The sequence below is a fragment of the Amycolatopsis camponoti genome (assembly GCF_902497555.1).
In the GTDB taxonomy this organism is placed as follows: domain Bacteria; phylum Actinomycetota; class Actinomycetes; order Mycobacteriales; family Pseudonocardiaceae; genus Amycolatopsis; species Amycolatopsis camponoti.
The window spans coordinates 421,353-433,514 of the sequence record NZ_CABVGP010000004.1; the positions used below are offsets into that span (position 1 = coordinate 421,353).

At 71.8% G+C, this 12,162-nt stretch carries 18 protein-coding genes; 10 read left to right on the plus strand and 8 right to left on the minus strand.

The genetic code is table 11. From position 1 onward, the window contains the following. Window positions 1-104: 104 nt before the first annotated feature. Genes AA23TX_RS48885 through mrf form a run of 4 tightly spaced genes read right to left on the minus strand, consistent with a single transcriptional unit; the run spans window position 105 to window position 2,819 of the window. A complete protein-coding gene (locus AA23TX_RS48885; protein ID WP_155549867.1) occupies window positions 105-1,160 on the minus strand; it encodes a GTP-binding protein in 1,056 nt (351 codons plus the stop codon). Further along, complete coding sequence (rpmF, locus tag AA23TX_RS48890; protein ID WP_155549868.1) at window positions 1,157-1,306, minus strand: 50S ribosomal protein L32; 150 nt, start codon at window positions 1,304-1,306, stop codon at window positions 1,157-1,159. The genes AA23TX_RS48885 and rpmF overlap by 4 nt, the downstream gene beginning before the upstream one ends. After that, on the minus strand, window positions 1,306-1,560 hold the full coding sequence (locus tag AA23TX_RS48895; RefSeq protein ID WP_155549869.1) for a type B 50S ribosomal protein L31: 255 nt from the start codon (window positions 1,558-1,560) through the stop codon (window positions 1,306-1,308). The genes rpmF and AA23TX_RS48895 overlap by 1 nt, the downstream gene beginning before the upstream one ends. Then, a complete protein-coding gene (gene mrf, locus AA23TX_RS48900; protein ID WP_155549870.1) occupies window positions 1,557-2,819 on the minus strand; it encodes a ribosome hibernation factor-recruiting GTPase MRF in 1,263 nt (420 codons plus the stop codon). Before mrf ends, AA23TX_RS48895 begins: the two co-directional genes overlap by 4 nt. A gap of 78 nt (window positions 2,820-2,897) precedes the next feature. Here mrf and rpmB point away from each other — a divergent pair, with 78 nt between their 5' ends. From rpmB to cobA, 5 genes are all read left to right on the plus strand, one after another. After that, the gene (rpmB, locus tag AA23TX_RS48905) at window positions 2,898-3,134 is read left to right on the plus strand and encodes a 50S ribosomal protein L28 (RefSeq protein WP_155549871.1); all 237 of its coding nucleotides are present in this window, start codon (window positions 2,898-2,900) and stop codon (window positions 3,132-3,134) included. Further along, window positions 3,134-3,301, plus strand: coding sequence for a 50S ribosomal protein L33 (gene rpmG, locus AA23TX_RS48910; RefSeq protein WP_155549872.1), 168 nt, complete (start codon window positions 3,134-3,136; stop codon window positions 3,299-3,301). The genes rpmB and rpmG overlap by 1 nt, the downstream gene beginning before the upstream one ends. After that, complete coding sequence (gene rpsN, locus AA23TX_RS48915; protein ID WP_155549873.1) at window positions 3,301-3,606, plus strand: 30S ribosomal protein S14; 306 nt, start codon at window positions 3,301-3,303, stop codon at window positions 3,604-3,606. Before rpmG ends, rpsN begins: the two co-directional genes overlap by 1 nt. Further along, window positions 3,603-3,857 (plus strand): 30S ribosomal protein S18, encoded by a 255-nt coding sequence (rpsR, locus tag AA23TX_RS48920; protein WP_155549874.1) that lies wholly within the window; start codon window positions 3,603-3,605, stop codon window positions 3,855-3,857. Before rpsN ends, rpsR begins: the two co-directional genes overlap by 4 nt. 211 nt (window positions 3,858-4,068) lie before the next feature. After that, window positions 4,069-5,295 carry a uroporphyrinogen-III C-methyltransferase gene (gene cobA, locus AA23TX_RS48925; protein WP_155549875.1) on the plus strand — a complete coding sequence of 409 codons (1,227 nt, stop codon included), beginning with the start codon at window positions 4,069-4,071 and terminating at the stop codon, window positions 5,293-5,295. Here the strand turns inward: cobA and AA23TX_RS48930 are convergent. Together AA23TX_RS48930 and AA23TX_RS48935 are read right to left on the minus strand one after the other, a co-directional pair. Then, entirely contained in the window at window positions 5,246-5,824 is a 579-nt protein-coding gene (locus AA23TX_RS48930; RefSeq protein ID WP_155549876.1) for a DEAD/DEAH box helicase family protein, read from the minus strand. The genes cobA and AA23TX_RS48930 overlap by 50 nt on opposite strands. 4 nt (window positions 5,825-5,828) lie before the next feature. Next, on the minus strand, window positions 5,829-6,707 hold the full coding sequence (locus AA23TX_RS48935) for an alpha/beta fold hydrolase (protein WP_196425965.1): 879 nt from the start codon (window positions 6,705-6,707) through the stop codon (window positions 5,829-5,831). Window positions 6,708-6,842: 135 nt separating this feature from the next. Here AA23TX_RS48935 and AA23TX_RS48940 point away from each other — a divergent pair, with 135 nt between their 5' ends. Together AA23TX_RS48940 and AA23TX_RS48945 are read left to right on the plus strand one after the other, a co-directional pair. Beyond that, a complete protein-coding gene (locus AA23TX_RS48940) occupies window positions 6,843-7,685 on the plus strand; it encodes a crotonase/enoyl-CoA hydratase family protein (protein ID WP_155549877.1) in 843 nt (280 codons plus the stop codon). A gap of 13 nt (window positions 7,686-7,698) precedes the next feature. Continuing rightward, window positions 7,699-9,402, plus strand: coding sequence for an AMP-binding protein (locus AA23TX_RS48945; protein ID WP_155549878.1), 1,704 nt, complete (start codon window positions 7,699-7,701; stop codon window positions 9,400-9,402). Between the two features lie 71 nt (window positions 9,403-9,473). Here AA23TX_RS48945 and AA23TX_RS48950 read toward each other — a convergent pair whose 3' ends face one another. Then, on the minus strand, window positions 9,474-9,875 hold the full coding sequence (locus tag AA23TX_RS48950; RefSeq protein ID WP_155549879.1) for a hypothetical protein: 402 nt from the start codon (window positions 9,873-9,875) through the stop codon (window positions 9,474-9,476). A gap of 34 nt (window positions 9,876-9,909) precedes the next feature. Next, window positions 9,910-10,419 (minus strand): hypothetical protein, encoded by a 510-nt coding sequence (locus AA23TX_RS48955; RefSeq protein WP_155549880.1) that lies wholly within the window; start codon window positions 10,417-10,419, stop codon window positions 9,910-9,912. 316 nt (window positions 10,420-10,735) lie between these two features. Here AA23TX_RS48955 and AA23TX_RS48960 point away from each other — a divergent pair, with 316 nt between their 5' ends. From AA23TX_RS48960 to gcvH, 3 genes are all read left to right on the plus strand, one after another. Continuing rightward, the gene (locus AA23TX_RS48960) at window positions 10,736-10,966 is read left to right on the plus strand and encodes a hypothetical protein (RefSeq protein WP_155549881.1); all 231 of its coding nucleotides are present in this window, start codon (window positions 10,736-10,738) and stop codon (window positions 10,964-10,966) included. 13 nt (window positions 10,967-10,979) lie between these two features. Then, window positions 10,980-11,600, plus strand: coding sequence for a cardiolipin synthase ClsA (gene clsA, locus AA23TX_RS48965; protein WP_155549882.1), 621 nt, complete (start codon window positions 10,980-10,982; stop codon window positions 11,598-11,600). A gap of 102 nt (window positions 11,601-11,702) precedes the next feature. Next, on the plus strand, window positions 11,703-12,089 hold the full coding sequence (gcvH, locus tag AA23TX_RS48970) for a glycine cleavage system protein GcvH (protein ID WP_155549883.1): 387 nt from the start codon (window positions 11,703-11,705) through the stop codon (window positions 12,087-12,089). The last annotated feature ends 73 nt before the right edge of the window (window positions 12,090-12,162 follow it).

Consider the following 12,162-nt stretch of genomic DNA (forward strand, 5'->3'; position numbering starts at 1 on the left):
GGGTTGATCAACTCGGACGGACCGGCCGTTATCGGGTGAGCCGGGAGCTTTCGGGTCGTGAGTGAGAAACAGTGTTCTAACCCGGTTTCTCACTCACGACCCGCCTACGCGAGAGGAGCGTGGACCGGGTCCCACTCGGGAAACGGGTCCGGCCCGGTCGGCTCACCCAGGCAGCCGTCCAGGGCCTTCAGGAGTGCTTCCCCCGCCAGATCGACGCCGATGAACACCAGCTCCTGCCGCGGTTCCGCGGCCATCCCGTGCGGCTCGAACCGGGCCACCGCGCCGGCCTGCGACCACAGCCGGGTCACCCCGGGCCGGGACGCCAGCGCGAAGAACCCCTTGGACCGCACCACGGTCCCGAACTCGCCCGAGTCCAGCCGCCGCGTCACGAAGTCCCACAAAGCCGCCGGGTCGAACGCCCGCGACGCGCGGAAGACCACGCTGGAGATCCCGTACTCCTCGGTCTCCGGCACGTGGTCCCCGTTCAGCTCGGCCACCCACCCCGGCGCCTCCTGGGCCCGTTCGGCGTCGTAGCGGCCGGTGCCGAAGACCCGGTCGAGGGGCACCTTCCCGAAGCTTCCGGTGACGACGTCCGCGGCGGGGTTCAGCCGTCGCAGCGTCGCCACCAGACGGTCGACGTCCGGGACGAGGTCCGTCTTGTTGAGCAGCAGTACGTCGGCGAACTCGACCTGGTCGACCAGCAGGTCGCTGACCGTCCGCTCGTCGCCGTCGTACTGGTCGAGCCGCCGCTCCACCAGCGAGTCGCCCGCCGCCAGCTCACGCGCGAAGTTCGCCGCGTCCACCACCGTCACCATCGTGTCGAGGTGGGCGACGGCGCCCAGGAAGGTGAACGTCGCCGCCACCGGCATCGGCTCGGAGATCCCGCTCGACTCGATCAGCACGTGGTCGAAACGGCCGTCCGAACACAGCGCGGCCACCTCCTCCAGGAGATCCTCGCGCAGGGTGCAGCAGATGCACCCGTTGGTCAGCTCGACGAGGCGCTCCTGCGAGCGCACGAGCGCCGCGTCGACGTTGACCTCGCTCATGTCGTTGACGATCACCGCCACCCGCAGCCCCGCGCGATTCGCGAGGATGTGGTTGAGCAGCGTCGTCTTGCCGGCGCCGAGGAAGCCGGACAGCACCGTGACCGGGACCGTCACGAGTGGAAGTGCCGCATCAGCCGGCGCGGGACCAGCTGAACCTCGCCGTCGACCTTGATCGGCACCAGGTCCGGCACCGCGGCCTTCCACTGCGAACGCCGGGAGCGGGTGTTGCTCCGCGACTTCTTGCGCTTCGGGACGGCCATCAGCGCGTCCCCCGCTTCCCGTAGCGGCGGTGGAACTTCTCGACCTGGCCGGCGCTGTCCATGATGCGCTGGGTGCCGGTCCAGAACGGGTGCGACCACGAGCTGATGTCGACCAGGACCAGCGGGTAGGTCCGGCCGTCGGACCACTCGACGGTCTTGTCGGAGGTGATGGTGGAGCGGGTCAGGAACGCGTCGCCGGTGGACGAGTCCTTGAACACCACGGCGTGGTAGTCGGGGTGGATGCTTGTCTTCACTGGTCTTCCTTTCGGTTCACCGCGGTCGCGTCGTGCCGCGCCGGGTCGGTTTCGGTGTCCTCGCACGGCTCTTCGTGCCAGTCTCCGAACGGGTCGGGGTAGCTCTGCCACTCCGCGGGTCCGGCGGCCAGTTCGTCTTCGGTCAGTAGAGCGCCGCGCAGGGCCGCGTCGATCTCATCGGGCGTTGTCTGGTCCGTCACCACGACGAGCTCCTGCGCGCGGTCGCCGTGCACCGGGTCCCAGCGCAGGGACGCCAGGGTGCGGCGCTCGGGGGAGACGTCCGTCCACGCCGGACCGTCCGGCGCCGCGAGCCACGGCCCGGCGTGGCCGATGCCCAGCCCGCCGCCCGCCGACTCGATCCAGAACGCGACGTCCGGCTGGCTCGCGACCCACGCGCGCCCGCGGGTCCGGACGACGCCGTCGAGCAGGACGTCCAGCGCGTCGTGGAGCCGTTCGGGGTGGAACGGGCGCTGCGCGGTGAACGTGACCAGGCCGATGCCGCAGTCGACGTGCACGGGCGGCTCGCCGCGCAGCAACGCGCCGTGCATGTCGGTGACCTCGCCGCGGCGGGCATCGGACGGGACGGCGTCGAGCACGCTGTGCCCGTCGATCCGGGACAGCTCGAGGCGGGGGACCGACGGCGCGACCCGGTCGAGCACCGCGGACGCCTTCGCCGCGGTCCACGCGTCGCCGGCCGCGCCGGCCAGCACGAGGACGTCGGCGAACTCGACCTGCGAGAGCGCCACCTGGGCGACCGTGCGCTCGTCCTCCGGGCCGGCCCGCAGGTTCCGCTCGGCGAGGACGTCGTCGCCGGTCGCGTCGGCGAGGAAGGTCGCGCAGTCCACGACGGTGAGCACGGCGCGCAGGTCGACGTCGTCGCTCACCGGGTGGTCGCCGACCAGGACGTTCCGGATCGCCCAGCTGACCGGCTCCGGCTCCATGGCCTCGTCGAGCCGGACGACGATCCGGCGGACCTGCGGCAGCCGGGCGAGGTGCCGCAGCAGCGGGAGCAGGTCCTCGCGCAGGGTGCACGACACGCAGCCGTGGGCCAGCTCGAGGACGGACAGCTGGTCGCGCTGCTCCAGCCGCAGCCGGCGGCGGACGACGCCGGAGTGGATCTCGCGCAGGTCGTGGTGGACGACGGCGGTGCCGGGCTCGGCCACGCGCAGCAGCTCGGCGAGCGTGGCGTTCGGTCCCGGGGCGAGGCCGCTCACGAGGACGAGCGGGACACCGGGACGGGGGGTCTGCTTGAGGGTCACTGCGGCTCCAGGAATACGGGCGGGGTACGGTGCGTAGAGTAAATGAAAACGACAACCACTATCAACTCGGGAGGGTCCGTGTCCGCCGTGTGCCAGGTCACCGGCCGCAAGCCGGGCTACGGCAAGCAGGTCTCGCACTCGCACCGCCGCACGTCGCGGCGGTGGGAGCCGAACCTGCAGAGCCGTCGCTACTTCGTGCCCAGTGCCGGCCGCTGGGTGCGCCTGCGCGTCTCCGCCAAGGGCATGAAGACGATCGACAAGCGCGGTATCGAGGCCGTCGTGGCCGAATTGAAGGCAAGGGGAGTGAAGCTGTAATGGCGAAGAGCACCGACATCCGCCCGATCATCAAGCTGCGGTCCACCGCGGGTACGGGCTACACCTACGTCACGAAGAAGAACCGGCGGAACGACCCCGACCGGATGGTCCTGCGCAAGTACGACCCGGTTGCGCGCGAGCACGTCGAGTTCAAGGAAGAGCGCTGATGGCGAAGAAGTCCAAGATCGCGAAGAACGAGCAGCGGAAGGTGGTCGCGGCGCGCCACGTCGAACGCCGCCGCGCGCTCAAGGCCGTGATCGCTTCGCCGTCGTCCTCGCCGGACGAGAAGGGCGAAGCCGTTGTCGCGCTGCAGAAGCTGCCGCGCGACGCGAGCCCGACGCGCATCCGCAACCGGGACGCCGCCGACGGACGGCCGCGGGGGTACCTGCGCAAGTTCGGGTTGTCGCGGGTGAAGATGCGTCAGGCCGCGCACAACGGCGAGCTGCCCGGCGTCACGAAGTCGAGCTGGTGAGCCGGATGCCGAAGCCGAACCGCGACCGGCCCGGCAAGCGCAAGGTGAACCTGCTGCACGCCCAGCGGATCACCCACGTCGACTGGAAGGACGTCGAGCTGCTGCGGAAGTTCATCTCCGACCGGGGCAAGATCCGGGCCCGCCGCGTGACGGGATTGACGCCGCAGCAACAGAAGCAGGTCGCCACGGCGATCAAGAACGCGCGCGAGATGGCCCTGCTGCCGTACCCGGCGTCGGGCCGGGCCGGCTGAAGCCCGGACGCGCGGGCCGGGCGGGCGCGACCACACCCGCCCGGCTGCCCGTCGGGCCGGTGAACCGTGACCTGTTCGTGGCCGCGGACCGGTCTCGCACGTGGCGTGACCCACGCTGGGCCGGCGCGCCGGTGAACCGCCGACAAACCTCCGCCTTCCTCCCCGCCACCACCCTCAACGGAGGCGCTTCGCGCCGCTGTATCTTCCCAGCATGGACGACCCGCACTACCTCTCCGGCCTCCGGCTCACGGGCCGCCGCGTCGTGCTGTTCGGCGGCGGCAGCGTGGCCCAGCGACGGCTGCCCCGGCTGATCGGCGCGGGTGCCCGCGTCGAACTGGTGTCGCCGCACACGACGCCGTCGGTGCAGGGGATGGTGGACGCCGGGGAGCTGGTCTGGCACGAGCGCCGCTACACCGAGGGCGACCTCAAGGACGCCTGGTACGCGCTGGCCTGCACGAACGACCCGTCGGTGAACGCGGAGATCTGCGCCGAGGCCGAGCGCGAGCGGGTGTTCTGCGTCCGCGCCGACGAGGGCGAGTCCGGGTCCGCGGTGACCCCGGCGTCGGGCCGGCACGGCGGCCTCCTGTTCGGGGTCCTCTCCGGTGGTGAGCCGCTGCGCTCGGCCGCGGTCCGCGACTCGATGCTGGACGGCCTGCACAACGGCACGATCGAGGACGGCCGTCAGCCGCACCCGGAGGGCAGCCTGCCCGGGGTCGCGCTGGTCGGCGGCGGTCCCGGCGACCCGGAGCTGATCACGGTCCGCGGCCGCCGGCTGCTCTCGCGCGCGGACGTCGTGGTCGTCGACCGGCTGGCACCCCGCGAGCTGCTCGACGAGCTGGCGCCCGAGGTCGAGATCGTCGACGCGGCGAAGATCCCGTACGGCCGCGCGGCCAGCCAGGACGTCATCAACAGCACGCTGATCGAGCGGGCCAAGGAAGGCAAGTTCGTCGTCCGGCTCAAGGGCGGCGACCCGTACCTGTTCGGCCGCGGCTTCGAAGAGGTGCTGGCCTGCGCCGAGGCGGGCGTCCCGGTGACGATGGTCCCGGGCATCACGAGCGCGTTCGCGGTCCCGGCGGTGGCGGACGTCCCGGTGACCCACCGCGGCGTCGCGCACGAGGTGGTGGTCGTCTCCGGCCACGTCGCCCCGGGCGACGACCGGTCGCTGGTCGACTGGGAGCTGCTGGCGCGGATGCGCGGGACCATCGTCCTGATGATGGGCGTCGAGCGCCTCCCTCAGTTCGCGAAGGCCCTCCTCGACGGCGGCCGCCCGTCGGACACCCCGGTGGCGATCATCGAAGACGGCACGATGCGCACCCAGCGGGCCTTGAGGTCCACTTTGGACACGGTGGTCACCGACGCGGCGGCGTCGGGAGTCCGCCCGCCGGCGATCATCGTGATCGGCCCGGTGGCCGGTCTCGCGCCGGTTCAGTCCTCGTAGGAGCCGGCCGGCCGGCCGCGGCGAGGATCGCGTCGGCGACCTCGGGCAGCGGCCGGCAGCCGTCGACGACAATCGTCGCTCCGAGCCGTCGATCGGCGGCCTCGGCACCTTCGTTGGCGTCGAGTGCCGCCGCCAGCTCCTCCGGGTGCTTGCCGAAGCTGTTCGAAGTGCGGTTCAGGAGCCGGTGCCGGAGCGTGTCGTCATCGACCACCAGGCAGACCACGAAGTCGAAGAGGTCCCGCACCTCGTCGTCGTTTTCGGTGGAGCCGCAGAAGAACGCGATGCCGCCGCTCGCCTTCGCCGCGAGGGCCTCGACCTCCGTGCGGCTCGTCTGCCACCCGAAGCGGTCGAGCCAGCCCGCGGGCACCGGATCCGGGGGATCGACGACGACCTGCCCGCTCGTCCGGTCCACCCAGTGGTTGTAGCCCTCCCGGTCCGCGTCGACCGCGTGCTCGCCCCGGCTCTTCAGGAGCGCGCAGACCGCCGACTTGCCGGCTCCCGAGTTGCCCGTCACCCACACCAGGGGCACCGGTTCAGTCCTCGTAGCAGCTCGCGGCGAAGTCCCGGATCGCGTCCGACAGCCGGGTCGGGTCGAGCCTGAGCTCCACCGGGCTCCGGGCCTGGACGAACTCCGCGTCCGGCATGTCGACCGCCAGGGTGTCCGCGTCACCGAACGGGTGGATCGGGTCGCCCTGGTGGCCGATCACCAGCGCGCGCGTCGCGATCTTGCGGCGCAGGGACTTCGGCGGCGCGATGCGGCCGAACAGGACGCCGTGCAGCAACGCCGCCATCGGGGCCGGGCGCTGGGACAGCGTGTCCGTCACGACGTCGACCCACTGGTTGCCGTGCGGGACCACGGACGCCAGCAGCGCGACCGCCTGCACGGTGATCGGCAGGAACCGGGCCGCCATCAGCAGCGGTGCGAACGTGAACAGCCCCGCGACGATCGCGTTGTCCAGCACCGGCATCTCGACGATCAGCCCGCGGACCCGCTCCGGCGCCCGCACCGCGACCTCCAGCGAGACGTTCGCCCCGAGCGACGTCCCGCCGATCACCGCGGAGGGGACCTCGAGGTGGTCGAGCAACGCCAGGGTCTGCTCGGCGAACGACGGCATCGAGTAGAGCCACGACTCGGTCGGCCGGTCGGAGTCGCCGTGGCCGAGCAGGTCGAGCGTGACCACCCGGAACCCGGCGCGGGCCAGCCGGCGCGCGAGCGGGGCGTGCATCCGGCGGGTCAGCATGATGCCGTGGGTGAGGACGACGACCTTGTCGCCGCTGCCGAACTCGGTGTACCAGAGCCGGTGGCCCTCGTGGTCGAACGAGCCGGTCAGCTCGATCGGGCGGGACTCACGCCGGGCGGACGGGGCCGGGGGTTCCGGCTCGATCAGGGGCGCGCTGCTGGCCGGGCTCATGTCCCACCGTCCTCCCCGCGTCGTGGTCACCTACGTCCAGGAAAACATCCCGTGACCTCGTCGGCACAGTGACCCTTGCGTCAATTGACAACGTGCCAATGGCGGCCCGTCGCGGCCATGGGTCAAGATGACCCCATGACCGCTTCTCCTGACAGTCTGCCCGACCTCGTCTCCTTGAAGGTCGACATCGCCGGCCCCGTGGCCGAAGTGACGCTCCTCGGCCCGTCGAAGGGCAACGCGATGGGGCCGGACTTCTGGCGCGAGCTGCCGCTGGTCTTCCGCGCGCTGGACGCCGACCCGCAGGTCAGGGCCGTGGTGCTGACCGGCAGTGGCAAGCACTTCTCCTACGGCCTCGACCTGCCGGCCATGATGGGCGACTGGGCGCCGATGCTCGGTGGGGACAACCTGGCCGGCCCGCGCACGGCCTTCCTCGACCAGGTCCGGTCGCTGCAGGCGGCGGTCAGCTCGATCGCGGAATGCCGCAAACCGGTCATCGCGGCCGTTTCGGGCTGGTGCATCGGCGGCGGGGTCGACGTCGTCGCCGCCGCGGACATCCGCCTGGCCAGCGCGGACGCCAAGTTCAGCGTCCGCGAGGTGCGCGTCGCCATCGTGGCCGACCTCGGCAGCCTCCAGCGGCTCGCCTCGATCATCGGTGAAGGCCACCTGCGCGAGCTCGCCCTGACCGGCAAGGACATCGACGCCGCGCGCGCCGAGAAGATCGGGCTCGTCAACGACGTCCACCCGGACCAGGAGGCGCTGCTCAAGGCCGCGCGCGAACTCGCCGGGGAGATCGCTGCGAACCCGCCGCTCGTGGTGCAGGGTACGAAGCAGGTACTGGCGACGAACACCGAGCGCCAGGTCGCCGACGGCCTCCGGTACGTCGCGGCGTGGAACTCGGCGTTCCTGCCCAGCAAGGACCTCGGCGAGGCGGTCCAGGCGTTCATGGAGCGTCGTGCGCCGGAGTTCAAGGGCGAATGACGGAGGAGGCAGTGTGAGCGCTTCGGAGGTCCACCACGCGTTCCGGGTGGCGCGGGACTACCTGCAGACCCACCGCGAGGACTACGACACGGCGTACCGCGACTTCGCCTGGCCGGAGCTCGACGAGTTCAACTGGGCGATCGACTGGTTCGACGTCGTCGCGCACGACCCGGACAACGCCGAGCGGTACGCGCTGTGGATCGTCGAGGAGGACGGCACCGAGAACCGCTGGACCTACCCGGAGCTGTCCGGCCGGTCCAACCAGGTCGCGAACTGGCTGCGGAGCCTCGGCGTCCGCCGCGGCGACCGGCTGATCCTCATGCTCGGCAACCAGGGCGAGCTGTGGGAGACGATCCTCGCCGCGATCAAGCTCGGCGCCGTGATCATCCCGGCGTCCACCCTGCTCGGGCCGGCCGACCTGGCCGACCGCGTGGAGCGCGGCGCGGCCAAGCACGTCGTGGTCCGGTCCGTCGACGCGCCGAAGTTCGCCGGCGTCGAAGGCGACTACACGCGGATCGCGGTGGGGGAGCCGGTCGAGGGCTGGCAGCCGTACTCGGCCGCGTTCGCGCAGTCGCCGGAGTACGCGCCGGACGGCCCGACGAAGGCCGCCGACCCGCTGCTGCTCTACTTCACCTCCGGCACGACAGCGAAGCCGAAGCTGGTGCAGCACACGCACGTCTCGTACCCGGTGGGCCACCTGTCCACGATGTACTGGATCGGGCTGGAGCCGGGCGACGTCCACCTGAACATCTCCTCGCCCGGCTGGGCGAAGCACGCGTGGAGCAACTTCTTCGCCCCGTTCAACGCCGAGGCGACGGTGTTCCTCTACAACTACAACCGCTTCGACGCGAACGCGCTGATGGCCCAGATGGACCGCTGCGGCGTCACGAGCTTCTGCGCGCCGCCGACGGTCTGGCGGATGCTCATCCAGGCCGACCTCACGGCACTGAAGACCCCGCCGAAGAAGGTCGTCGGCGCGGGGGAGCCGCTCAACCCCGAGGTGATCGAGCAGGTCCGGAAGTCGTGGGGCGTCACCATCCGCGACGGCTTCGGCCAGACCGAAAGCAGCGTCCAGATCGCGAACACCCCCGGCCAGGACGTCGTGCCCGGCTCGATGGGCCGCCCGCTGCCCGGGTTCGTGGTGGCGCTGGTCGACCCGGTCAGCGGCGAGCGGGCGTCGGAGGGCGAGATCTGCCTCGACCTCGCCCACCGCCCGGTGGGCCTCATGACCGGGTACGCGGACGACGACGAGCGCACGGCGGCGGCGTTCGCCGGCGGCTACTACCACACCGGGGACGTCGGTTCGATCGACGAACGCGGCTACATCACCTACGTCGGGCGCACGGACGACGTCTTCAAGGCGTCGGACTACCGGATCTCGCCCTTCGAGCTGGAGAGCGTCCTGATCGAGCACGAGGCCGTGGCGGAGGCGGCGGTCGTCCCGGCCCCCGACCCGATCCGGCTCGCGGTGCCCAAGGCGTACGTCGTGCTGGCCCCGGGGCACGAGCCGACCGCGGAGACGGCGAAGGCGATCCTGGCGTACTGCCGCGAGCACCTGGCGCCGTACAAGCGGATCCGGCGGCTCGAGTTCGCGGAGCTGCCGAAGACGATCTCGGGCAAGATCCGCCGCGTCGAGCTGCGCGGCCGTGAGAGCGACCCGAAGCGCGCGGAGGGGACCGAGTACCGCGAAGAGGACTTCCCCGACCTCAAGTCCTGACGCCGGGGGTCGTGAGTGGGAAACAGTGTTCTAGCCCTGTTTCCCACTCACGACCAGCCGCGGCGGACCGCTCAGGCGCGGGTGCCCTCGACCTGGCGGCCGTCCTCGGTCGAGCACGCCGTCACCGGGTCGTTCGGGCCGCTGCCGCATGTCCACTCGTCGAGGACGACCGGCCCCGGGCCGTCGGCCGACGCCGCCTCGGCCGGGGTCAGCTTCGCGAAGTAGTCCGTCAGCAGCTTCGTCGCGGCGGCGCAGTCGACCTGGCCGTGCGCCACGACGGCCGTCTTCGCGCCGCCCGTGCCGGTGACGTCGCCGCACGGCACGCCCGGTGCCGTCGACCCGGCCGCCGCGGCCGCGGCGGGGACGGGAGCGGGCTCGGCGGAGGACGGCGCCGCGGGCGCCGGGTCGCCGCCGCAGCCGGCCAGCACGGCGGACGCGGCGACGAGCAGCAGGGGGTACGCGAATGTCTTCATGGGCCCTTCAGGAGCGGAAACGGATCGGGAGGGGTCACTCGGACGGCACGACGGCGGCGAAGACCGTCTGCTCGCCCTTCGTGCAGGTGGTGCCGCCTTGCGCGGCCGGCGGTCCGGACGTGCACAGCCAGCCGTCGACGGTCTCGTTCACCGCGTCGTTCGAGCCGGCACCCTGGCGCCCGGCGATCTTGCGGTGGAAGTCGCCGACGAGCTTCGTCGCCGCGACGCAGCTGACGCCGGCGGAGCCGCTGTCGAACACGTAGAGCGTCAGCCCGCTGGCCGCGGTCACGGTGCCGCACGCCCCGGGCACCGTCGGCGGCGCCCCGGACGGCTTCGAAGCCGGCGGGGGCGCGGACGGGCTGCCCTCGGCGGGCGGCGGGGGAGGCGTGCCGGTGGACGACGGCGCGGACGAGGTGGTCGCCGGGGACGAAGCCGGCGGCGGTGCCTGAGCGGCCGGCTCGCCGGAGCAGGCCGCGAGCGCGGGCACGGCGAGGCAGGCGGCGAGCAACGGCCGCCACGTCCTCGTGGTGGTCGGGTGGGACACCGCGATCTTTCCTCCCCCGGTCGGGCCGGCCCGGTCATCCTGGCCCATCCGGGCCGGGGACCCGTGGACCGACTCGCCCACAGGTGTGCCGCAGATTACTCCAGCCGGGTGGCGGCCCGGCGCGGTGGCCACCGAAAGACCGTCCACAATGGACGGTTAACATTCCGTTCACGCTCCGAAACCTCACGCTGTCATCAAGAATCGATCGGTCTAATTCGGGCCGAGGCGGTTAACATCCCGGCCCCGCGAGCCGAAGATCTTGGTGGAGGCCGAAGAGCTTCCCGTCCCCGATACCCGTACCGAGCCCGTGAGAGCGATGAACGCCGACGCTGCGACCAGCCCCGAAACCAGCACCGACGAGACCGCCGGCCCGTCCGGCCCCCCGACCGTCCCCAGCACCGTCGTCTGGTGCGGCGGACGGCCCTACGTCCTCGAGGCGCGGCCCGGCCGCGCCCGCTGGATGGGCACCGACTACCGGGGCCGCCCCGAGGCGCTGAGCAGCGCCGAACTGCAGCGACGCGGCTGGAGCCGCCGCCGCGCGTGCTGACTACGCTGGCCGGGTGAGCACAGCCGCACCCGAACCGGCCGCGCAGGCGAGCGCCGCCGAGCCGTCCCTGCTGAGGCAGGCCTTCAACGTCCCCAACATGCTGTCGCTGCTCCGGCTCGCCGGCGTGCCGGTGTTCCTGTGGCTGCTGCTGGGCCCGGAGGAGGACGGCTGGGCGCTCGCGCTGCTGGTCTTCAGCGCGCTGACCGACTGGCTCGACGGCAAGCTGGCCCGCTGGCTCAACCAGATGTCCCGGCTGGGCCAGCTGCTCGACCCGGCGGCCGACCGGCTCTACATCCTCGCCACGCTCATCGCGTTCCTGGTCCGCGAGATCATCCCGTGGTGGGTCGTGGTCCCGCTCCTGGTGCGCGAAGCCGTGCTCGGCGTCTGCGTCCTGACGCTGCGCCGCCGCGGCTTCGCACCACCGGAGGTCACCTACATCGGCAAGGGCGCGACCTTCGTGCTGATGTACGCGTTCCCGTTCCTGCTGCTCGCGCAGGGTGGCTCCGACGTCGCCGCGGTCGCCCGTCCGATCGGCTACGCGTTCACGATCTGGGGCGGCGTCCTCTACGTCTGGTCCGGCGTCTTGTACGTCGTCCAGGCGCGTAACGCCCTGCGTGGCGCGCGCGACGACTGAGCGCGACGGGTTTTCCCCGGGCCGTGCCCGGCGCTGCGCCGTGTGGGTGTAAGACTTCGCCCAGCACGTTTTCGCCAGTGAGGGCATGAAAGGGGACCGGCGGTGTCCGCTCCTGAAGAGCTTCGCTACACCGAGGAACACGAGTGGGTCGCCACCCGCGGCGAGGACACCCTCGTCCGCATCGGCATCACCGAGTACGCGCAGGACCAGCTCGGCGACGTCGTGTTCGTCGACCTGCCGGAGGTCGGCCGCCAGGTGAGCGCGGGCGACGTCTTCGGCGAGGTCGAGTCGACGAAGAGCGTGTCCGAGCTGTTCGCGCCGGTCGACGGCGAGATCGTCTCGATCAACGACGCCGTCGCCGACTCGCCCGAGCTGATCAACAGCGACCCCTACGGCGAGGGCTGGCTGATCGAGATCCGGCTCGACGACCCCGCGGGGCTCGAAGCCCTGCTCGAAGCCGAGGCCTACGACGCCCTGACCAAGGGCTGAACCCGGCCGGACCGGCACTGCGCCGGTTCGGGGAGCCGGGGCTCGGAGAATCGATCAGGCACGGTACGTTGGC

Excerpts from the sequence above, each read along its gene's own strand:
- rpmF (WP_155549868.1), bottom strand. The coding sequence starts at position 1,306 with ATGGCCGTCCCGAAGCGCAAGAAGTCGCGGAGCAACACCCGCTCCCGG.
- rpmG (WP_155549872.1), top strand. The coding sequence starts at position 3,134 with ATGGCGAAGAGCACCGACATCCGCCCGATCATCAAGCTGCGGTCCACC.
- rpsN (WP_155549873.1), top strand. The coding sequence starts at position 3,301 with ATGGCGAAGAAGTCCAAGATCGCGAAGAACGAGCAGCGGAAGGTGGTC.
- cobA (WP_155549875.1), top strand. The coding sequence starts at position 4,069 with ATGGACGACCCGCACTACCTCTCCGGCCTCCGGCTCACGGGCCGCCGC.
- AA23TX_RS48935 (WP_196425965.1), bottom strand. The coding sequence starts at position 6,707 with ATGAGCCCGGCCAGCAGCGCGCCCCTGATCGAGCCGGAACCCCCGGCC.
- AA23TX_RS48940 (WP_155549877.1), top strand. The coding sequence starts at position 6,843 with ATGACCGCTTCTCCTGACAGTCTGCCCGACCTCGTCTCCTTGAAGGTC.
- AA23TX_RS48950 (WP_155549879.1), bottom strand. The coding sequence starts at position 9,875 with ATGAAGACATTCGCGTACCCCCTGCTGCTCGTCGCCGCGTCCGCCGTG.
- AA23TX_RS48960 (WP_155549881.1), top strand. The coding sequence starts at position 10,736 with ATGAACGCCGACGCTGCGACCAGCCCCGAAACCAGCACCGACGAGACC.